Origin of the sequence: Stenotrophomonas maltophilia, from assembly GCF_039555535.1 — a bacterium.
GTDB classification, from domain to species: domain Bacteria; phylum Pseudomonadota; class Gammaproteobacteria; order Xanthomonadales; family Xanthomonadaceae; genus Stenotrophomonas; species Stenotrophomonas maltophilia_Q.
Window position 1 is genome coordinate 4,590,720 of sequence record NZ_CP154630.1, and the last position, 19,442, is coordinate 4,610,161.

19 protein-coding genes are annotated in these 19,442 nt (G+C 68.4%); 7 read left to right on the plus strand and 12 right to left on the minus strand.

Translation table 11 applies throughout. The features are described 5' to 3' along the window. The first annotated feature begins 248 nt into the window (after positions 1–248). Positions 249–2,087 carry a dihydroxy-acid dehydratase gene (gene ilvD, locus AASM09_RS21110; protein ID WP_049428555.1) on the plus strand — a complete coding sequence of 613 codons (1,839 nt, stop codon included), beginning with the start codon at positions 249–251 and terminating at the stop codon, positions 2,085–2,087. Between the two features lie 61 nt (positions 2,088–2,148). Continuing rightward, a complete protein-coding gene (locus AASM09_RS21115; RefSeq protein WP_049428556.1) occupies positions 2,149–2,751 on the plus strand; it encodes a hypothetical protein in 603 nt (200 codons plus the stop codon). Positions 2,752–2,820: 69 nt separating this feature from the next. Here the strand turns inward: AASM09_RS21115 and dinG are convergent, their stop codons facing one another. The 3 genes from dinG to aroE all read right to left on the minus strand — a co-directional run bounded on the left by dinG (position 2,821) and on the right by aroE (position 6,293). Then, positions 2,821–4,923, minus strand: a complete 2,103-nt coding sequence (gene dinG / locus AASM09_RS21120) for an ATP-dependent DNA helicase DinG (protein WP_049428557.1) — start codon at positions 4,921–4,923, stop codon at positions 2,821–2,823. A gap of 167 nt (positions 4,924–5,090) precedes the next feature. Then, positions 5,091–5,444 (minus strand): hypothetical protein, encoded by a 354-nt coding sequence (locus tag AASM09_RS21125; RefSeq protein WP_049428559.1) that lies wholly within the window; start codon positions 5,442–5,444, stop codon positions 5,091–5,093. Positions 5,445–5,447: 3 nt separating this feature from the next. After that, positions 5,448–6,293 carry a shikimate dehydrogenase gene (aroE, locus tag AASM09_RS21130; protein ID WP_049428561.1) on the minus strand — a complete coding sequence of 282 codons (846 nt, stop codon included), beginning with the start codon at positions 6,291–6,293 and terminating at the stop codon, positions 5,448–5,450. 48 nt (positions 6,294–6,341) lie between these two features. On the opposite strand from aroE, the gene AASM09_RS21135 reads away from it, so the two are divergent. After that, positions 6,342–7,205 (plus strand): TolB family protein, encoded by an 864-nt coding sequence (locus tag AASM09_RS21135; protein WP_100443714.1) that lies wholly within the window; start codon positions 6,342–6,344, stop codon positions 7,203–7,205. Positions 7,206–7,287: 82 nt separating this feature from the next. Here the strand turns inward: AASM09_RS21135 and AASM09_RS21140 are convergent, their stop codons facing one another. From AASM09_RS21140 to AASM09_RS21155, 4 genes are all read right to left on the minus strand, one after another. Beyond that, positions 7,288–7,557 carry a hypothetical protein gene (locus AASM09_RS21140; RefSeq protein ID WP_049428564.1) on the minus strand — a complete coding sequence of 90 codons (270 nt, stop codon included), beginning with the start codon at positions 7,555–7,557 and terminating at the stop codon, positions 7,288–7,290. Positions 7,558–7,589: 32 nt separating this feature from the next. Further along, positions 7,590–8,579, minus strand: a complete 990-nt coding sequence (gene hemB, locus AASM09_RS21145; RefSeq protein WP_049428566.1) for a porphobilinogen synthase — start codon at positions 8,577–8,579, stop codon at positions 7,590–7,592. Positions 8,580–8,598: 19 nt separating this feature from the next. Next, positions 8,599–9,516: a bestrophin family protein gene (locus tag AASM09_RS21150; protein ID WP_049428569.1), complete on the minus strand. Its 918-nt coding sequence runs from the start codon at positions 9,514–9,516 to the stop codon at positions 8,599–8,601. Between the two features lie 122 nt (positions 9,517–9,638). Next, on the minus strand, positions 9,639–9,887 hold the full coding sequence (locus tag AASM09_RS21155; RefSeq protein ID WP_005411548.1) for a hypothetical protein: 249 nt from the start codon (positions 9,885–9,887) through the stop codon (positions 9,639–9,641). Positions 9,888–10,071: 184 nt separating this feature from the next. On the opposite strand from AASM09_RS21155, the gene AASM09_RS21160 reads away from it, so the two are divergent. Continuing rightward, a complete protein-coding gene (locus tag AASM09_RS21160; protein ID WP_014038879.1) occupies positions 10,072–10,536 on the plus strand; it encodes a hypothetical protein in 465 nt (154 codons plus the stop codon). Between the two features lie 135 nt (positions 10,537–10,671). Here the strand turns inward: AASM09_RS21160 and AASM09_RS21165 are convergent, their stop codons facing one another. The 4 genes from AASM09_RS21165 to AASM09_RS21180 all read right to left on the minus strand — a co-directional run bounded on the left by AASM09_RS21165 (position 10,672) and on the right by AASM09_RS21180 (position 16,156). Further along, on the minus strand, positions 10,672–12,471 hold the full coding sequence (locus AASM09_RS21165; protein ID WP_049428571.1) for a DUF885 domain-containing protein: 1,800 nt from the start codon (positions 12,469–12,471) through the stop codon (positions 10,672–10,674). Between the two features lie 67 nt (positions 12,472–12,538). Next, a complete protein-coding gene (locus AASM09_RS21170; RefSeq protein WP_049428574.1) occupies positions 12,539–13,054 on the minus strand; it encodes a cytochrome c oxidase assembly factor Coa1 family protein in 516 nt (171 codons plus the stop codon). A 24-nt stretch (positions 13,055–13,078) separates the two neighbouring features. Beyond that, complete coding sequence (locus tag AASM09_RS21175; protein ID WP_343368629.1) at positions 13,079–15,304, minus strand: S9 family peptidase; 2,226 nt, start codon at positions 15,302–15,304, stop codon at positions 13,079–13,081. 162 nt (positions 15,305–15,466) lie between these two features. Continuing rightward, positions 15,467–16,156 (minus strand): glutathione binding-like protein, encoded by a 690-nt coding sequence (locus AASM09_RS21180; RefSeq protein ID WP_049427180.1) that lies wholly within the window; start codon positions 16,154–16,156, stop codon positions 15,467–15,469. A gap of 112 nt (positions 16,157–16,268) precedes the next feature. On the opposite strand from AASM09_RS21180, the gene AASM09_RS21185 reads away from it, so the two are divergent. Then, entirely contained in the window at positions 16,269–16,889 is a 621-nt protein-coding gene (locus tag AASM09_RS21185; protein WP_049427182.1) for a TIGR00645 family protein, read from the plus strand. A 201-nt stretch (positions 16,890–17,090) separates the two neighbouring features. Then, entirely contained in the window at positions 17,091–18,095 is a 1,005-nt protein-coding gene (locus tag AASM09_RS21190; RefSeq protein WP_049427183.1) for an energy transducer TonB, read from the plus strand. A 74-nt stretch (positions 18,096–18,169) separates the two neighbouring features. Here AASM09_RS21190 and AASM09_RS21195 read toward each other — a convergent pair whose 3' ends face one another. After that, positions 18,170–18,424: a hypothetical protein gene (locus tag AASM09_RS21195; protein WP_049427185.1), complete on the minus strand. Its 255-nt coding sequence runs from the start codon at positions 18,422–18,424 to the stop codon at positions 18,170–18,172. A gap of 77 nt (positions 18,425–18,501) precedes the next feature. On the opposite strand from AASM09_RS21195, the gene AASM09_RS21200 reads away from it, so the two are divergent. Continuing rightward, a complete protein-coding gene (locus tag AASM09_RS21200; protein WP_049427187.1) occupies positions 18,502–19,287 on the plus strand; it encodes an AraC family transcriptional regulator in 786 nt (261 codons plus the stop codon). Positions 19,288–19,442 lie beyond the last annotated feature (155 nt).

The following is a 19,442-nucleotide window of genomic DNA, read 5'->3' on the forward strand; positions in this document are numbered from 1 at the left end:
CCCAAGGACGGGTTTACGGCGCCCCCCGCCAGCGGACCCACCCCGCCTCCCGCAGGAAGCCCGCCGTTGCTTCAGCTGTTGCTTCGGCTGTTGCTTCGGCTGTTGCTTCGGCTGTTGCTTCGGCTGTTGCTTCGGCAGGTGCCGGGCGCAGCCCGGCCGGACCATCTCCGGTGGTTGCAGCAGCAACCGAAAAAATTGGCCATGATCAGGCGACCCCCACGTCGTACGGCCCGCCCGTTCCGCCAGCCATGCCCGAATATCGTTCCCGCACCTCCACCGCAGGCCGCAACATGGCCGGCGCCCGCGCCCTGTGGCGTGCCACCGGTATGAAGGATGGCGACTTCCACAAGCCGATCATCGCCATCGCCAACTCCTTCACCCAGTTCGTGCCCGGCCACGTACACCTGAAGGACCTCGGCCAGCTGGTCGCGCGCGAGATCGAACAGGTCGGCGGCGTCGCCAAGGAATTCAACACCATCGCCGTGGACGACGGCATCGCGATGGGCCACGACGGCATGCTGTACTCGCTGCCCAGCCGCGAGATCATCGCCGACTCGGTCGAATACATGGTCAACGCGCACTGCGCCGACGCACTGGTGTGCATCAGCAACTGCGACAAGATCACGCCCGGCATGCTGATGGCCGCGCTGCGCCTCAACATCCCGGTGGTGTTCGTCTCTGGCGGCCCGATGGAAGCGGGCAAGACCAGACTGTCCGAGCACAAGCTGGACCTGGTCGATGCGATGGTGGTGGCCGCCGATGACAGCGCCTCCGACGAGAAGGTCGCGGCGTTCGAGCGCAGCGCCTGCCCCACCTGCGGCTCCTGCTCGGGCATGTTCACCGCCAACTCGATGAACTGCCTGACCGAAGCACTGGGCCTGTCGCTGCCCGGCAACGGCACCACGCTGGCGACCCATGCCGATCGCGAGGCGCTGTTCCGCCGCGCCGGCCGCCTCATCGTCGAACTCTGCCATCGCTGGTATGGCGGCGAAGACCCGAGCGCGCTGCCGCGCGGCATCGCCACCCAGGCGGCGTTCGCCAACGCGATGGCCCTGGATATCGCCATGGGCGGTTCCACCAACACCATCCTGCATCTGCTGGCCGCGGCGCAGGAGGCAGAGGTGGACTTCGACCTGACCCACATCGACGCGCTGTCGCGGCGCGTGCCGCAGCTGTGCAAGGTGGCGCCGAACACGCCGAAGTACCACGTCGAGGACGTGCATCGCGCTGGCGGCGTGTTCGGCATCCTCGGCGAGCTGGACCGCGCCGGCCTGCTCGATACCTCGGTACCGACCGTGCACAGCACCAGCCTGGCCGACGCGCTGGAACGCTGGGACGTGGTGCGCAGTGACAACGACACCCTGCATACCTTCTTCAAGGCCGGCCCGGCCGGCATTCCCACCCAGGAGGCCTTCAGCCAGGCCACGCGCTGGCCGACGCTGGACATCGACCGCGCCGAAGGCTGCATCCGTTCGCTGCAGCACGCGTATTCGCTGGAAGGCGGCCTGGCCGTGCTGCGCGGCAACCTCGCGCTGGATGGCTGCGTGGTCAAGACCGCAGGCGTGGACGAGTCGATCCACGTGTTCGAAGGCCCCGCGCGCGTCTACGAAAGCCAGGACGCCGCCGTCGCCGGCATCCTCGCCGACGAAGTGCAGCCGGGCGAGGTGGTGGTGATCCGCTACGAAGGCCCGAAGGGTGGGCCGGGCATGCAGGAAATGCTGTACCCGACCAGCTACCTGAAATCGAAGGGACTGGGCAAGCAGTGCGCGCTGCTCACCGATGGCCGCTTCTCCGGTGGCACCTCGGGCCTGTCGATCGGCCACGTCTCGCCGGAAGCCGCCAGCGGCGGTGTCATCGGCCTGGTGGAAGACGGCGACCGCATCCGCATCGACATCCCCACCCGCCGCATTGATCTGTTGCTGGATGAGGCCACGCTGGCCCAGCGCCGCGCCGGCGCCGACGCGCGTGGCTGGAAACCGCGCGCACCGCGCCCGCGCAAGGTCACCAGTGCGCTGAAGGCTTACGCGCTGCTCGCCACCAGCGCCGACAAGGGCGCCGTGCGCAATACCGCCCTGCTCGGCGATTGATCCCGATGCGGTAGTGCCGGCCGCTGGCCGGCATCTGGGCGCATCATGTGCAACCCTGTACATGGACGTCACGATGCGCTTCGGCCTGATGCTTTTCTCATGGGTGATCGCCGCACCTGTACTCGCCGGCGAATGCCAGTTCGACAATCGCGCCGAACTGCTGGCGATGCCACCCGATGCATTCAATCAAGGGCCCGGGGAGGGCTGGGACGCACTTGTCGAGCGCGCAGGCTGCCAGTTGGAACTGGCTGACCTGTTCGCCGCATACCGGCGCCAGGCCAAGGCAAGCGGCCACCCAGAGCTGGCCTGGCACGAGGCGCAACTGCGTGCCTACGAGGGGCAACGCGATCCCGCCAGCGCACTGATGCGGTTGACGTACAAGCCTGCCGACGCCGATCCGGAGGGTTGGAACCTCTACGTGGATGCGACCATCGCCTTTCTGGATGACGACCTGCCGGCACTACGACGTGCGCGCGCGCGCTTGGCCGCCCTGCCGCTGCCACCCGGTACCACGCTCAGGGAAGGGATGGTCGAGATGCGTAGCGCGCAGGGCCTGCAGCACGTCGCATGGCCACCGCGGCTGAAGGCGGTGGACGACCTGATCCGCTGCATGTACCAGCCCTACGCACTGGCGTCCGACTCATGCCCGCAGTCGCAGGACTGAAAGGCGAAACGACCCTGCTCGCGCGACGGGGTCAGAGCCCTTCCGGCGGAAGGGATCTGACCCCGCTCCTCAGCCGATGGTGCGCTTGAACGGCGGCAGCGCGTCGATGATGCGCTTGCCGTAGCGGCGGGTCAGCAGCCGCGAATCGAGGATGACCACGCGGCCGGTATCGGTGGAGGTGCGGATCAGACGGCCGGCGAACTGGGTCAGCGTGCGCAGGGCGTGCGGAATGGCGATCAGGTTGAACGCATTGAGCCCGCGTCCCTCGAACCATTCGCTGAGCGTGGCGGTCTGCGGGTCGGTCGGCACCGCGAACGGCACCTGGGTGATCACCACCGTGGTGCAGGCCTCACCCGGCAGGTCGAGGCCTTCGCCGAAGGAGTTCAGGCCGAACAGCACCGAGCCCTCGCCCGCCGCGACGCGGCGCAGGTGTTCGTCGATCAACCGGGTCTTGGACATCTCGCCCTGCACCAGCACCTGCTTGCGGCGCGCGGCCGACATCAGGCCGGCTACCTTCTCCATCTTCCAGCGCGAGGTGAACAGCACCATCGAGCCCTTGGCCCAGTCCAGTTCGGTGTCGAGATAGCGCGCCACTTCGCGTGGATGGCCCTCGCGGTCGTCCGGGGTGACCGGGAATTTCGGCACGATCAGCTCGGCCTGGTTGGGCAGGTCGAACGGCGAGGACAGCGAGACCATCTCGGCGTCTTCGGGAATGCCGTTGTCGATCGCCAGTGACTGGAAATCGCCACCACCGGTCAACGTCGCCGAGGTCATCACCACCGAGTCCACTTCATCCCACAGCAGCTTGCGCAGCACGTGCGCGGCCGACACCGGCGAACCGTGCAGCACCAGGTCGCCGTCGCGGGTGGCGGTGACCCAGCGCGCCATCGGCGGCGCACCGTCCTTGTCCTCGCGACGCCAGGCCTGCCACAGGTTGTACTGCTGCTCGATCATCTCCAGCGCCATGCCCAGGTTGCGCTGCAGGCGCTCGCGCGCGGCGTCGTCCGGCTTGCCCTTGGCCACCTGCGCGGTAGCCGCATGCGCCCAGTTGTAGAGACTGCGGGTATCGTCGGCCAGTGCTTCGATCGGCTCGCGCCAGGCCTCGGGCAGGCGACCGTTGGCGGCGCGCCACATCGGCTCCTCGTCGGCCGGCGCCGGCATCCACACCCGCTCGATGTGGTCACGGAACGCGCGCAACTGCTTGGCCACGTTGCTGGCCACTTCGATCGCTTCGTTCGGCAGCAGGTTGCCGAGGCGATCCTTGTCGACCGCGCGGTAGGCACCAGCGATCAGGATCTGCAGGCGGCCGGTGCGCTTGGCCATTTCATCCAGCGCCAGGCTTGCCGCGCCCTGGTCGATCGCCACGCTGCCGATGTGATGGCCTTCGTCCAGCACCAGCAGCATGTCCGACGGCGGCGCGATCAACGGCTGGCCGTTGTCGCTGTCGCCGATCGACAGTGCCGACAGCAGCAGCGCGTGGTTGGTGACCACGATCTGCGCATCACGCACGGTATTGCGCGACCGCAGCACCGCGCATTGCGCCGAGTAGGCGCAGCGGCGCCCGGCGCAGCCCGAGGCCGGCGTGGTGATGCGGCTGCGCAGGCCGGGACTGATGGTTTCCGGGGCGTTGTCGATGTCACCATCCCAGCTGCCGCCGGTGAAGGCATCGGTCAGGCGCTTGGCGATGTCCATCTCGATCGGCGCCAGTGGCCGGTCGAACAGCGGCGCGTCGTCCTCGAACATGCCGCCCTGCGAGCCCTCGCCCTGCGCCTCGGCGGCATTGCGCGTGCACAGGTAGCGGGTACGGCCCTTGGCCAGCGCCACGGTCGCTTCCAGGCCGGTGGCCTTGAGGAAGTTGGGAATGTCGCGCTCGACCAACTGCGACTGCAGCGCCACGGTGCCGGTGCTGATCACCAGCTTCTTCTTGCTGGCCAGCGCGATCGGCACGCCCGCGGTGAGGTAGCCCAGGCTCTTGCCGACGCCGGTCGGCGCCTCGACCACGCCGACGCCGCCACTTTTGGACAGCGCACGCGACACCACGCCGATCATCTGGCTCTGCGAGCGGCGGGTGGAAAAGCCGGGCGTATTGGCCTGCAGCGTCGTGTACGCCTTGCGGATCGCGTCCTTCAAGGAGTCATCGAGCGCGCGCGGAGCGGCGACGGTTTCGGTCACGCCGGGAATTACCGTAGCTGGATCAGGCCGGGCATTGTCGCACGGCCGGCCGCATTCACCGCCGCTGGCACCCTGAACGGGCCAGCGACGACGCGCGCTGGCGGTCACGGTCCGGTGGCCGGACCGTCCCAGGGGCAGATACGCCGGGCATGACCCGGCGCGACCGGTCAGGCGGCCGGGAGCGTACGGGTACGCAGCAGGCGCACCAGCGCCCACACCACCAGCACCACGCCGATGGCCTCGACCATCGCCAGCGCGAAATGCAGCACGCCGAGGATGGCGCTCAGGCTCGACACAGCACTGAAATCACCGCTGCGCACCATCCACATCGGCAGGATGCCCGCCGCCATGCCGCCAAGGCTGGCCAACAGCAACAGCAGCAGGCCGACCAGGGCACCGGTGCGGGTGGCATCGCGCGGTGCGCCGACCACCCAGACCAGGCCCACGCACAGCGCGATCAGCACCGGCAGGCGCACGCCCACCATGCTCAGCACCGTGACCAGCAGGGTTGCGTTGTCCATCGATCAGTCCTCGCCGGCCAGCACGGCCGAGCCCTGGCGCAGCGACTGGTAGACCTCGTCGGTCTGCGGGCGCACACCGTGCCACTGCAGGAAGCTCTCGGCGGCCTGCTCGACCAGCATGCCCAGGCCATCGACCGTATTACGGCACTCCGCGGCGCGCGCCCAGGCCAGGAAGGCGATGGCCGCCTCGCCGTAGTTCAGGTCGACGGCAGTGGTCATCGAGTTGACCAGCGACAGCGGCAGCTTGAACTCGACGTCGCGGTCGCGGCCGGCCGAGGTGGCGTTGACGATCAGTTCGAAGTCGCCCAGCTCGCGCAGGTCTTCCCAGTAGCGGCTGATCGCGCGGCCCGGCTCGCCCATGGCATCGATCAGCTCATCGGCGCGTTCCGGCGTGCGGTTGACCACCACCAGCTCGGTGATGCCGGCATCGAGCAGCGCCGGGGCGACGCTGCGTGCCGAACCACCGGCGCCGATCAGCAGCATGCGGCGGCCGCGCAGGTCCAGGCCATGGCGATCGGTCAGGTCACGCACCAGGCCGATGCCGTCGGTGGTGTCACCGTGCCAACGGTCGCCCTTGCGCAGCAGCGTGTTGACCGAGCCGGCGCGGCGCGCGCGCGCGGTCAGCGTGGTGCACACCGAGAACGCGGCTTCCTTGTGCGGCGAGGTGACGTTGGCGCCGACACCGCCCTCGGCGGCGAAGGCTTCCAGACCGCCCAGGAACGCATCCGGAGCCAGGTCGATCGCGCGGTAGTCGATGCTGATGCCTTCCTGGCGACCGAACACCGCGTGGATCTGCGGCGACTTCGAGTGGGCAACGGGGTGTCCGAAGACGGCGTAACGGTCGGTCATGGAATCCTCAAGCTGGCTAGACTGATGCTCTTTCGTGCACGGACCCGGATGATGCGCATCACCCCGCCCCTGCTGGTGCTTGCCGCCAGTCTACTCTCTGCCCCCGTGGCAATGGCGTTGAACGAGTACGGCATCGAAGGCATGGGCGTGGTCTCGACCCGTGCCGACGAAGGCCGCGCCACGATCAGCGCCGACGGCCAGCGCATCGTGTTCGCGCGCCGCGGCGAGGCCGGCTGGGGCCTGTGGCAGGCACGCGTGGTCGATGGCCGCTGGCAGCAGGCGCAGGCGCTGCCGGTGGGCGTGGCCGGCGAGGCCCGCGATCCCTACTTCAGCCGTGATGGCCGCTGGCTGCTGTTCGCGGCCGGCCGCGAGGGCGCGCTGGCGCTGTACCGCGCCACGGTGGAAGCCGACGGCCAGCTCGGCAAGGCGCAGACCTTGGCGGGCGATGGTGGACGCCGGGAAGAGCGCGGACCGGCCCTGAGCGCGGATGGGCGACGACTGTTGTTTGCCCGCCAGCAGGGCCGGGGCGCCGGCTGGAATCTGTTCGTGTCGACGCTGGATGCCCAGGGCCAGCGCGGACCGGCCACTGCACTGAGCGCGTTGAACAGCGCCGACGACGAGACCGACGGCGACTGGCTGGGCCAGGACGGCGCCGTGGTGTTCAGCCGCGGCAGCGGCACCACCGCACAGGTGTGGAGCAGCGGTTGTGCGTGGACCGGCGTGGCCCTGCAGCCGTTGGGGCTGTCATTCAACCAGACGGGTGGCTGGACCGGCGCGCCGGTGGTCGACAACGCCAAGCCGGGCGAGATGATGGTCGCCAGCAGCGCGGCCAAGGCACCGCGTGCCGGTGGCGTGGACGTGTACCGGTTGGCGGTACCAAAGGTGGCGGCGGTGGCGGGGTGCGTGCGGTAGATCCACGCCACGCGTGGATGGCGCCCGCGAAGGGGTCAGAGCCCTTTCCTGCGGAAAGGGATCCGACCCCGGGCATTGCCCGTCAGCGCGACAACACCCTGGCGCGCTGCTGCTCGTACTCGACCTCGCTCAGCTGGCCATTGTCCTTGCGCTGGTTCAGCGCGGCCAGCTCGGCCTGCACGCTCTCCGGCAGGGCCTGCTCACGGGCCACGTGGCGGGCAGCGGAGAGCTGCTCCGGCGGGCGCTTGCCGGCCCGCCAGGCGGCGATGAAGACACCGACGATGATGGCGCCGAACACCAGCGTACCGATGCCCCAGATCAGCCATTGCATCCATCCCAGTTCGGGCCCCATCGCGCATTCCTCCGTCTATCGTGGCGCTATTGTCAGCGCTCGCGCAGCCATCGCGCCACCTGCGGCGCGAAATAGGTCAGCACGCCATCGGCGCCGGCCCGCTTGAAGCCCAGCAGCGACTCCAGCACGCAGGCGCGCTCGTCCAGCCAGCCGTTGGCGAAGGCGGCCTTCATCATCGCGTACTCGCCACTGACCTGGTAGGCGAAGGTCGGCACGCCGAAGGTCTCCTTCACCCGGCGCACCAGGTCCAGGTACGGCATGCCCGGCTTGACCATCACCATGTCGGCGCCCTCTTCCAGGTCCAGCGCGATCTCGCGCAGGGCCTCGTCGCCGTTGGCCGGGTCCATCTGGTAGGTCTTCTTGTCGGCCTTGCCGAGGCTGGCTGCGCTGCCCACCGCATCACGGAACGGACCATAGAACGCCGAAGCGTACTTGGCCGAGTAGGCCATGATGCGCACGTTGATGTGGTTGCCGGCATCCAGCGCGCGGCGGATCGCACCGATGCGGCCGTCCATCATGTCCGACGGCGAGACGATGTCCGCACCGGCCTCGGCATGCGACACCGACTGCTTGACCAGCGCGTCGACGGTGATGTCGTTCAGCACATAGCCCTTGTCATCGATGATGCCGTCCTGGCCATGGGTGGTGTACGGGTCCAGCGCCACGTCGGTCATCACTCCCAGTTCCGGGAAGCGCGACTTCAGCGCGCGGATCGCCCGCTGCGCCAGGCCGTCTTCGGACCAGGCGGCCGATGCGTCCAGCGACTTCAGCGACGGGTCGATCACCGGGAACAGGTCGATCACCGGAATGCCCAGCTCCAGCGCCTCTTCGGCCACCTTCAGCAGCTCTTCGATCGACAGCCGTTCAACGCCCGGCATCGACGGCACCGCGGTGCGGCCGGCCTGTTCGTGCACGAACACCGGGTAGATCAGGTCGTCGGTGGTCAGCGTGTTCTCGCGCATCAGGCGGCGCGAGAACTCGTCGTGGCGCATGCGGCGCGGGCGGTACAGCGGGTGGGACATGGCAGGCTCCGAGGAGTGGCTATTGCAACAGGTAGCCCTGCGGCAGCAGGGGTTCGGGCAACGGGCGTTCGCCTAGCGCATCGAGCTGGTCGATCTCGATCGTGCGCACCAGCGCGTCCAGCGGCAGGTCGTTCGGCTCCAGGCCGAACGGGTCTTCCATTTCTTCGCCCAACTGGTCCAGGCCGAAGAAGGCATAGGCAAGCACCGCAGACAGTACCGGCGTGCCCCAGCCCAGCGAACTGGCCAGGCCGAACGGCAGCAGCACGCAGAACATCCACGCGCAGCGATGCAGCAGCAGGGTGTAGGCGAACGGCAGCGGCGTGGTGAGGATGCGCTCGCAGCCGGCCTGGATCGACGACATCGCGTGCAGGCGCTCTTCAAGCTGGGTATAGAGGATGGGGTCGAGCTGGCCGGCGCGCAGCGCCTGCGCCAGTTCGGCCGCGATCATCGCCAGCAGTGCATCGGGCACGTTCTCGCGCTGGCCCAGCTGTTCGCGCTGGCGCTTGTCCAGCCACGGTAGTGCCGCCAGGGCGACGATGCGGCCACGCAGTCGCGCCGCCAGCGCATGGGCGAACGCAGTGGTGAGGTAGGCGACGCGACGACGACGGCCCGCGTCGTCGGCCAGCAGCAGGTTCACCTGGCGCGCCAGCGAACGCGATTCGTAGACCAGCTGGCCCCACAGCTTGCGGCCTTCCCACCAGCGGTCGTAGCAGGCGCTGTTGCGGAAGCTCAGGAAGATCGACAGCACCAGGCCAAGCAGGGTGAACGGCGTGACCGAAACGCGTTCGATGCCGGTGGGCGGCGCCAGTTCCACCACCGCGGCCACGGCGATGGACAGGATCAGGATGGCCAGCACCTTCGGCGCGATCGCTTTGACGATCGAGCCGCGCAGGATGTACAGCAGTTGCCAGCCGTGGGGACGGGGTCGGATGATCATGGGGCAGCCGCGCGGGGCGCGGATTCACAGGCACGCGGGGGGCTCGCGCAGCCATTCATTGTACGCCCCCGCCCGGCCATCGGCCGTGTGCCTGCGACGCCCGGTCGCACCCGGGACCGGGCTCAGACCACGCCGCCACCTAGGCCAAGGCGCAGGATGCCGACCACCACCACGATGCCGTTCAGGACCAGGCCGGCCCAGGCCCGGCCACGCTTGCTCGGGTGGGTGAACAGGATGCCCAGCGCGGCGATCACCGCGCCCACCGCAGCGAACGGGATCAGGAACCAGTTGCCCCAGCCGAGCAGTGGAATCAGCGCCAGGATCATCCACAACAGCGCCAGTACGCCCCACAACAGACTGATCACACCCATGTCGCTCTCCCGCAGTTGGTTCCTGCCCCAACCATAGACGTTCCCGCTGCCGCCGCCTACTGCCATTGGCGGAGCTGTCACCCGCACCGTGCTAGCGTGCTGCCGTGCGTGCCCTGGCCCGGGTGTTGGCGCCGATTCAGAGTGGCCCGCCGATGATCGCAACCAGTCCTACAGGGGTCGTGCCATGAACATCCGTTGGGCCGCGTTGGCGGCCATCCTGCTGGTCGCCGCTGGCTGTGCCAGCACCTCCAAGGTGATGCTGGGCCGCGCCCGCGCACCGATCGATCCGGCGCTGGTGCAGATCTATTCGACGCCACCGGCCGGCTCCCAGGAAATCGCCCAGCTGGAATCGGCTTCAGCCGTCGGCTTCGGCACCCAGGGCCAGACCGATGCCGCCGTGGCCCGCCTGAAGCGTGAAGCCGCGGCGCTCGGCGCCAACGGCGTGGTGCTGATGGGCGTGGGCAGCAGCGGTTCGCCGGTAGGCATGTCGGTGGGCGCGGGCACGTTCGGCTCGCACGTCGGTGGCGGCGTCGGCATCGGTATTCCGACGACGCAGAAGCGCGCCGCGGGCGTTGCCATCTGGGTGCCGAATCCGGCACCGCCGGCGCGGTTGCCGACACAGGTGATCACGCCGCAACCGCAGCGGTGATGCGGCACTACCGCTGCAACCGACGCATCGCTCTGGTGGGTGCCAACCTTGGTTGGCACGACCCCACAGCGCCGACCAAGGTCGGCATCTACCCACACCGGTTGCCGGCCAGCGGCCGGCACTACCGGGTGGGATTCAGCGCTTGTACTTCGGCACGAACACCTTGTTCACTGCGTCAGCCAGCTGGTCCGGCGGCAGCAGGCCCTGGTCGAGCAGGAAGTTGTTGAACGCCAGGCGGTCGAACTTCGCGCCCAGCGCCAGCTCGGTCTGCATGCGCAGTTCCAGGATGCGGGTATAGCCGTAGAAGTAGCTGCCGGCCTGGCCCGGCATGCGCACCATGTAGCGGTCCAGTTCCTGGGTGGCCATCGCCTTGGACAGGCCGACCTGCTCCATCAGCACTCGCTCGCCGTTGGCACGGTCGGTCAGGCCGAGGTTGAGCATCGGGTCGAGCATCGCGCGCGCAGCGCGCAGCAGGCGGAACTGCAGGGCGATCATCTGCCCGTCCAGCGGCTCGTACGGCACCATCTCGGCTTCGGCATACAGCGCCCAGCCTTCCACGTTCACCGAATTGAACGCGAACATGGTGCGCGCCAGCGACACGCCGCGCTCGACCATTGCGGTGAACTGCAGCTCGTGCCCCGGGCGGCCTTCGTGCGCGCTCAGCGTCCATGCCGCCGCACCGAAGTTGAAGTCGTCGTACTGCGCGCCCGGGCCCGCGGCCGGGTTGCCCAGCGGCAGCACGAAGGTGCCCTGCTGCCCGGTGTTGTTGACCAGCGGGGCCGGCAGGAAGTGCGGCGCCGGGCTGGCCGCGCTCTCGGCGGCCGAGCCCAGGCGCATCTGCATGGCGCGCTTGGGTACGTCGACGATGGCGTGTTCACGGATCAGCGGATCGATCGCATCGATCACCTTGCGGTAGTGGCCTTCCAGGTGATCGTCGGCGATCTTGTCGGCCTTCAGCGCCCGGATCACCGCCACCGGGTCGCTCGGATCAGCCACCTTCAGGCCCTTGTCCTTCACCACCAGCGGTGCCAGCTGCTGCATCGCCGAGCGGGTTTCCATGAACTCCAGCTGCGCGCGCTGCATCAGCAGCTTCGGGTCGATGTCGATGCCGACCTGCTTGAGCTGGTAGGCGTACAGCGGCGCCGGCAGGCGTGCGTCGGCACGTGCTTTCGGCAGCACCTCCCTGCGCGTCCAGGCGGCGTAGTCCTTCATCTGCCCGGCCAGGGTCTTCATCGCCTCGTCGGCGCCGGCGATCTGGTACTTCTTCAGCAGCGACTCGATGCCGGTGACGTAGGTCTCGACGTTGTCCAGCGACTGCTGCACTTCGATCTTCGTCGGCTGCAGCAGGCTGCCGTCCTTCAGCCGCTCTTCGTAGCGCTGGCGGGCCAGCGTGGTGAAGGCGGTGCCACCCGGCTGCAGGCCGGCATAGGCTTTGAGGCGATCGATCGCCTTGGCCCGGCGCTCGGCCGGCACCTGGTCGGACAGCAGCAGGTTGAGGCCGCTGAACACGGTCTGCGGTGCGTCGCTCCACGGCAGCAGGTACTTCTCGTTGAGCTCGCTGCCTTCGATGTTCTGGTTGGCGGCGTGGATCATGATCTCCAGGTCCTGGCGGACGTTGGGATCCTTTTCGGCGGCCAGCTTTGCTTTCAGTTCGTCGCGTGCCTTGGCCATGGCAGCGCGGTAGCGCTTGGCGTTGTCCGGGCCGAGGTCGGCCACCTTGTCGTCATAGCCGGGCACGCCGAAGAAGCCGGTTTCCTCCGGCTGGAACGGGCCCTGCGCATCCAGCAGGAGCTGCGCCAGCGCATTGCTGCGGGCGACCCAGGCCGGGCTGGCCGGGGTAGCGGCCTTGGCGGCGGGTGCCGCCAGCGCCGGCGGTGCGGACAGCAGCGGTGCGGCGCTCAGCGCCAGGGCAACGGCCAACGCGATCGGCTTCATGGTGCACTCCAGGACAGGGTTGCCCGCACCCTACGCGCTCACGGCGATGGCGACAATCGGCCGGAGGTCACAACGCGGCGGTCAGCGGGCATTCGCCGCGATCGCGGCAGGCCTGCAGTTCGCATTCGCGTGCAGCCTCATCATCATCCAGCGCCGTCAGGTCGAAGGTCTGCTTGTCCTCGCCCAGCACGTACATCACCGGGTAGTCCCACACGTCATCGCGACGGGTGCCCTGCACGAACAACCGCCCATGCGCGTGCGGTCCTTCCAGGGCCACGGTCAGGCCGACATCACGCTGGCCGTTGATCGCGGTCTGCATGCTGCCCAGCGGCATCGACTCGATGTTCAGCGGCTCACCGAACGCTTCCACCAGTTCGATACTGCAACCGGCGCGCCGCAGCGCCTCGCGCATCGGCGGGCTCTCGCGTGCCGCCTCGCTCCAGCGCAGCACGCTCCAGGTCACCACACCCCCTGCCCCACCCAGCACCAGCACCACCACCAACGGCATGGCCCAGCGCCAGTGGCGGCACCACCAACCGGCGGATGCCGGGTCATGGCCGGGAATCGGCGGTGGCTGGGTCATCGGCGGGCTCCTTCCCGTGCTGGATCAGGGTTTCAGGCAACGTCCCAGGAAGGCTTCGGCCACGCGGTAGCGATGCAGTGCATCGGCGCCGGACAGGCCATGCTTGGCACCCGGGTAGGTCATCAGTTCGAACGGCTGGGCACGCTTCTGCAGCGCGCTCATCAGGCTGGTCGAATTGGTGAACAGTACGTTGTCGTCCGCCATGCCGTGGATCAGCAGCAGCGGCGAACGCAGGCCATCGATATGGGTCAGCACGCGCGCTTCGCGGTAGCCGGCTTCATTGCGCGCCGGCAGGTCCATGTAGCGCTCGGTGTAGTGGCTGTCGTACAGGCCCCAGTCGGTCACCGGCGCACCGGCCACGCCACAGGCGTAGCTGTCGGAGGCCTTGGCCAGCAGCATCAGGGTCATGTAGCCGCCATTCGACCAGCCCTGCACGCCGATGCGCGCCGGGTCCACCCATGGCTGCTGCTTCAGCCAGGCCACGCCACGCAGCTGGTCGGTCACTTCCACCGTACCCTGCTTGCCGTACAGCGCACCGCCGAAGTCGCGGCCACGGCGCGGGGTGCCACGGTTGTCCAGCGAGAACACCACGTAGCCCTGCTGGGCCAGGTACTGGTTGAACAGATGGTCGCCGCGGCCGGGCCAGCTGTCGGTGACGGTCTGGCTGGCCGGGCCGCCGTAGACATACACCGCCACCGGGTAGCGCTTGGACGGATCGAAGCCGGCCGGCTTGATCAGGCTGTAGTTCAACGGGGTCTTGCCGTCGGCAGCCATCAACGTGCCGAACTCGACCGGGCGCTGCGCATCGCGGTAGCGCGCATACGGGTGCTTGGGATCGGTCAGGTCGTTCTCGACCAGCGTGGCGATCTTCTCGCCGTTGGCGCGGAACAGTTCGATCTGCGGCGGCGTGCTGCTGTTGGACCAGCTGTCGACGTAGACGCTGGCGTTGCGCGCAAAGCTGGCGCTGTGCATGCCCGGCGCCTTCGACAGGCGCTGCGGCTCGCCGCCCTGCAGCGACACTGCGTAGATCTGGCTTTCGCGCGAGGTTTCGATGCCAGCGCGGAAGTAGGCCTTGCCGGCCTTCTCATCGACTGCCAGCAGTTCGTCCACCGGCCAGTTGCCGTGGGTCAGTGCAGTGGCCTTGCCCTTGCTGTCGATGCGGTACAGGTGCTGGAAGCCGGTGCGTTCGGACGACCACAGCACGCTGCCGTCGTCGAGGAAGCGCAGGCTGTTGTGCAGCGGCACCCAGGTCGGGCTGGTCTCGTGGGCGAGCACGCGCTGGCGGTTGGAATCGAGCGCCACTTCCACCAGGTCCAGCTGCTTCTGGTCACGCGACTGGCGCTGGAAACTCAGGTGCTGCGCATCGCGCCAGTCGACGCGGGCCAGGTAGATGTCCTGTTCCTTGCCGAGGTCGACCCAGCGCGGCTGCGCATCGGCGGCCGGTGCGATCACGCCCAGCTGCACGCGCACGTTGGCATCGCCGGCGGCCGGGTAACGCTGTTCAATCACATCAGTGCGGTCGGCATAGACCTCGTAGCGCTTCTGCACCGGTACCGGCGATTCGTCGATGCGGGCAAAGGCGATCGCAGAATCATCCGGCGCCCACCAGTATCCGGTGTGGCGGTCCATTTCCTCGTCGGCGACGAATTCGGCCACGCCGTTGCCGATAGTGGTGCTGCCGTCGCGGGTCAGCTGCAGCTGCTTGTCGCTGGCCAGGTCGATCACCCACAGGTTGCGGCCGCGGATGAAGCTGACGAAGCCGCCCTTGGGCGACAGCTTGGCATCGGTGGCGAAACCTTCACCGTGGGTCAGCTGGCGTACCGCCGCCTGACCCTGCTGCTTGAGGTCGTACAGGTACAGCTCGCCGCCCAGCGGGAACAGCAGGCGCTGCGCGTCCGGCGACCACTGGTAATCGACGATGCCGGTCATCGCGGCGATGCGCTGGCGCTCGCGGCGCGCCTTTTCCTCATCACTGAGGGTCTCGGTGCCGGGCAGCACCACCTTGGAATCGACCAGCAGCCGGGTCTGGCCACTGCCGATGTCGTAGGTCCACAGGTCCAGCTGGTTGCGGTCGCTGTCCTTGCCGCGCAGGAAGCTGACCTGCGATCCGTCCGGCGCCACCTTGGGCTTCATCAGGGTCGGGCCGGACAGCGGCAGCGGGCCGGTGATGGCTTCCAGGGTCAGCTTTTCAGCGTGGGCGGCGGTTGTGGTGGCGAGCATGAGGGCGAGCGAAGTGAACAGGTGGCGCATGGAGGATCCCGGCAAACGGCAGGTCCGCCCCCGCGATGGACGCGGAGCGGTCGTCCCCCATCCTAACCAAGCCTGTGCGGGAAGGCAGCATGACCTTCTGCCCATGGCCGGGTGCTGGGGTCAGAGCCCTTTGCGCTGCAAAGGGATCCGACCCCGAGGCGGTCAGCGCTGGCCGAACAGGTGCTTGCGCTCCTCGTCGCTGAGCGGCTTGCCGGCGTTCGGGTTCACCTGCTGGCGCAGGGCATAGGCACGCTGGGTGGCCGGGCGTGCGGCAATGGTTTCATGCCAGCGCTTGAGGTTCGGGAACGCGGTGAAATCCACCGGCAGCTTGTCGTAGGCGCCGATCCACGGGTAGCTGGCCATGTCAGCGATGGTGTACGCGTCGCCGGCCAGGAACGCGTGCTGGGCCAGGCGCTTGTCCATCACTCCGTGCAGGCGACGCACTTCGTTGTCGTAGCGCTCGATGGCATACGGGATCTTTTCCGGCGCGTACACGTTGAAGTGGCCCATCTGGCCACTCATCGGGCCCAGGCCGGCCATCTGCCAGAACAGCCACTCCAGGGTGGTGACGCGGCCGCGGGGGTCGCTGGGCAGGAAGCGGCCGGTCTTCTCGGCCAGGTACAGCAGGATCGCGCCAGACTCGAACACGCTCTGGGGAGCACCGCCATCGGCCGGGGCCTGGTCGACGATGGCCGGCATCTTGTTGTTCGGCGAGATCGCGAGGAATTCCGGCTTGAACTGGTCGCCCGAGCCGATGTTGACCGGGTGGATGCGGTACTCCAGGCCGGCTTCTTCCAGCAGCAGGGTCACTTTGTGGCCGTTCGGGGTGGGCCAGTAATACAGGTCGATCATGGCGGCGGCTCGGGGTGCGGAAAGGAACCTGAAGTCTAGTGCGTGAGTTGGCTTGGCACCGTCATGGCGGGCCGGTAACCTCGCCTCTCCCCCGCAACGCAGCATCCCTCGCATGAGTGCAAACCGCCCGCCGCTCTCCCCCTTGTCCACGCTGATCTTCGCCTCGCGCTGGCTGCAGCTGCCGCTGTACCTGGGCCTGATCGTGGCGCAGTGCGTCTACGTGTTCCTGTTCGGCAAGGAACTGTGGCACCTGATCTCGCACTCGGTGTCGATGGGCGAGCAGCAGATCATGCTGATCGTGCTGGGCCTGATCGACGTGGTGATGATCTCCAACCTGCTGGTGATGGTGATCGTCGGCGGCTACGAGACCTTCGTCTCGCGCCTGCGCCTGGAAGGCCACCCGGACCAGCCGGAATGGCTGAGCCACGTCAACGCCAGCGTGCTCAAGGTGAAGCTGGCGATGGCGATCATCGGCATCTCCTCGATCCACCTGCTGAAGACCTTCATCGCCAGCGGTGCGCTGGGCGGCATCCCGCTGTGCACGCCGGAGCAGATGAGCGTCGCCGCTGCCAACATCGGTGTCGCCCGCTGCTCGATGCTGACCCAGGATGGCGTGCTGTGGCAGACCATCATCCACTGCGTGTTCATCCTGTCGGCGATCGGCATCGCCTGGACCGACAAGCTGATGTCAAACAGCCACAGCAAGCCCCACGACAAGTCGCACGACCACTGATGCGGCAACCGGCAGCGGCCCTTCGCCGCTGCCCCTTCCCGGCCCCTGCCCCTTGTACGCGGCGGTGGCCGGGATGCTAGATTGCACCCTCGCCGTTGCCGGCGGTGGCGTCGGGAAACGTCACCCTGCCGCGCCCGGACCGCAGGTCCCGGCCATGCATATCAATGATTTACGTCACGTCGTCTTCTAGAGGGGAGCAGGATGTCGCACGTCTCAATGATCACCGCCGCGCGCCGGTGGCTGCCGGTTGCCCTGGCACTGGCACTGGCCGCCTGCTCGGGCAAGGAAGAATCCGCAGCGCCTGCTGCCGCCACGGCGCCTGCCGCTGCCGCACCCGCCGCACCGGCGGTTGCTGCCAAGGTGCAGTCCATGGGCACCGAGCAGCTGCGCGAGTCGGCCAGCCAGGCGCTGCGCGAGAACCGCATGTATGCACCGGCCGGCGACAACGCCATCGAGTACTACCTCGCCCTGCGTGACAAGACGCCGGACGACGCCTCGGTGAAGAGCGCACTGACCGACCTGCTGCCGTACACCCTGATCGCCGCCGAGCAACACCTGAGCCGCGAGGACTACACCGAAGCGCAGCGCCTGGTGGCACTGATCGAGAAGGTGGATGCCTCCGCGCCGGCCCTGCCGCGCCTGAAGGACGGCCTGGCCAAGGGCGTGCAGAACGCAGCCAAGCGCACCGAAGCGGAAGCCGAGAAGGCCAAGAAGGATGCCGAGGACCGCAGCAAGCAGCAGACTGAGCAGCAGCGCCTGAGCGAGCAGCGCGCCAAGGAAGCCGACGCCGCCAAGCAGATTGCCGCGCAGCAGGATGCCGCGCGCCGCGACAACGAGCGCCAGGAAGCCGAGCGCCAGGCCGCCGCCCGCCGCGAGGCTGAGCAGAAGCAGCAGCAGGCTGCCGCCCAGCAGGCCAGCGCCGCACGCCAGGCCGCCGCACCGGCAGCGCCCACCCTGCGCCCGGTCAGCACACCGGCGCCGCGCTATCCGGGCGAAGCCCTGCGTTCGGGAACCTCCGGCGAAGTGCTGGTGGAGATCACCGTCGGCACCGATGGCTCGGTGGTGAATGCTCGCGTGCTGCGCGCGACGCCGGGACGCGTGTTCGACCGTGAAGCCCTGAACGCGGTCAAGCGTTGGCGCTTCGAGCCGGTCAGCGCGCCGGTGACCACCCGCCGTACACTGGTGTTCGCGCCGGGCAACAACTGAGGCACGTCGAGGTAGCGCCGGGCCACGCCCGGCGACAATGGATCAAGGCCCGGCATGTCCGGGCCTTGTCCGTGTCAGGCCGCTCCATCGATCAGGTGTTGCAGTGCCGGATCGCGCGCTGTCAGCACCTGGAACAGGCCCAGCGCATGCAGGCCCGGCAGCAGCGCACGCAGATCCGCTTCGGCCGTGGCCCGGGTGGCGGGATCGCCGGCAGGATCCTGCCAGTCGCGGACGCTGGCGAGGAAAGCCCCGACACTGCCCTTGCGCACGGTCACGCCGTTCACCTGCACGTCGTTCTGATGGTCGGGGAGGATGTCGTGTGGCTGCATGGAGGATGCTCCTGTGGGATCGGAGCCCAGTGTGGCGCCCGCCGGCTGGCGTTTCTGCCGTATAACTGCCAATGGATATGGTAGATCAGACATTCATCGCGTTGATCGATCCCACCCTGGCGGACGCCGGCGATGGTCCCGCGGTGCTGTCGTCGCAACTGCGCGCAACCGGACGACGCCGTACAGCACGCCACCGGCATGTGCGCGGCCAGCTGCTGGGTGCCCACCACGGCGTGCTGCGCATCGAAGCGGGGGATCTGCAGTGGCTGCTTCCTGCGGGGCACGTCGCATGGATACCGCCCTCGCTGCCCCACGCACTGGCGGAGGCAGAGGAGTTCGATGGCTGGAGCCTGTACTTCAGCGCCGCGACCTGCCTGGAACTGCCTGCGACGCCACGTATTTTCCAGCCCAGCGCGCTGCTGCAGTCGGCGACGGCGCGGGCGCTGCAATGGCCCCATGCGCCACTGGATGCTGCGCAGGCACGCCTGGCCGGCGTGATCGCCGATGAGATTGCCGCCAGCACGCCGCTGCCGCTGGCCCTGCCACAACCGCGTGACCGGCGCCTGCGCCAGATCGCCGCCGCGCTGGCTCGCGCGCCGCACGACAACCGCACCGTCGAGGCCTGGGCCGCCAGCAGTGGCCTGTCGGGCCGCAGCCTGGCCCGCCACTGGCTGGCCGAGACCGGCATGACGCTGGGCCAGTGGCGACAGCGACTGCGTGTGCTGCTGGCGCTGCCACGCCTGCTGGCAGGTGATCCGGTGATCGGTGTTGCGCTGTCGATGGGGTACGACACGCCCAGCGCCTTCATCGCCGTGTTCAAGCGCGAGATGGGGGTGACGCCTGCGCGGTATGGGGAGGGGTGAGGTGTCCAACACTCCCGCTGTCTGCACTTGCGATTGGCGCCGGTGATCGCCCAGCGTTTCGCCACTTGGCAGGCAACGCGGTCCTGAAAACAACGAAGCCCGGAATGACCGGGCCTCGTTCGAAATCCGCCGGGCATGGCCCGGCGCTACCAGGT

Excerpts from the sequence above, each read along its gene's own strand:
- AASM09_RS21200 (WP_049427187.1), top strand. The coding sequence starts at position 18,502 with ATGGTAGATCAGACATTCATCGCGTTGATCGATCCCACCCTGGCGGAC.
- AASM09_RS21125 (WP_049428559.1), bottom strand. The coding sequence starts at position 5,444 with ATGGACAACGCAACCCTGCTGGTCACGGTGCTGAGCATGGTGGGCGTG.
- AASM09_RS21180 (WP_049427180.1), bottom strand. The coding sequence starts at position 16,156 with ATGATCGACCTGTATTACTGGCCCACCCCGAACGGCCACAAAGTGACC.
- AASM09_RS21150 (WP_049428569.1), bottom strand. The coding sequence starts at position 9,516 with ATGATCATCCGACCCCGTCCCCACGGCTGGCAACTGCTGTACATCCTG.
- AASM09_RS21140 (WP_049428564.1), bottom strand. The coding sequence starts at position 7,557 with ATGGGGCCCGAACTGGGATGGATGCAATGGCTGATCTGGGGCATCGGT.
- ilvD (WP_049428555.1), top strand. The coding sequence starts at position 249 with ATGCCCGAATATCGTTCCCGCACCTCCACCGCAGGCCGCAACATGGCC.
- AASM09_RS21175 (WP_343368629.1), bottom strand. The coding sequence starts at position 15,304 with ATGCGCCACCTGTTCACTTCGCTCGCCCTCATGCTCGCCACCACAACC.
- aroE (WP_049428561.1), bottom strand. The coding sequence starts at position 6,293 with ATGACCGACCGTTACGCCGTCTTCGGACACCCCGTTGCCCACTCGAAG.
- AASM09_RS21170 (WP_049428574.1), bottom strand. The coding sequence starts at position 13,054 with ATGACCCAGCCACCGCCGATTCCCGGCCATGACCCGGCATCCGCCGGT.
- AASM09_RS21160 (WP_014038879.1), top strand. The coding sequence starts at position 10,072 with ATGAACATCCGTTGGGCCGCGTTGGCGGCCATCCTGCTGGTCGCCGCT.
- AASM09_RS21155 (WP_005411548.1), bottom strand. The coding sequence starts at position 9,887 with ATGGGTGTGATCAGTCTGTTGTGGGGCGTACTGGCGCTGTTGTGGATG.
- AASM09_RS21135 (WP_100443714.1), top strand. The coding sequence starts at position 6,342 with ATGATGCGCATCACCCCGCCCCTGCTGGTGCTTGCCGCCAGTCTACTC.
- AASM09_RS21165 (WP_049428571.1), bottom strand. The coding sequence starts at position 12,471 with ATGAAGCCGATCGCGTTGGCCGTTGCCCTGGCGCTGAGCGCCGCACCG.
- AASM09_RS21195 (WP_049427185.1), bottom strand. The coding sequence starts at position 18,424 with ATGCAGCCACACGACATCCTCCCCGACCATCAGAACGACGTGCAGGTG.
- AASM09_RS21185 (WP_049427182.1), top strand. The coding sequence starts at position 16,269 with ATGAGTGCAAACCGCCCGCCGCTCTCCCCCTTGTCCACGCTGATCTTC.
- AASM09_RS21115 (WP_049428556.1), top strand. The coding sequence starts at position 2,149 with ATGGACGTCACGATGCGCTTCGGCCTGATGCTTTTCTCATGGGTGATC.
- AASM09_RS21190 (WP_049427183.1), top strand. The coding sequence starts at position 17,091 with ATGTCGCACGTCTCAATGATCACCGCCGCGCGCCGGTGGCTGCCGGTT.
- hemB (WP_049428566.1), bottom strand. The coding sequence starts at position 8,579 with ATGTCCCACCCGCTGTACCGCCCGCGCCGCATGCGCCACGACGAGTTC.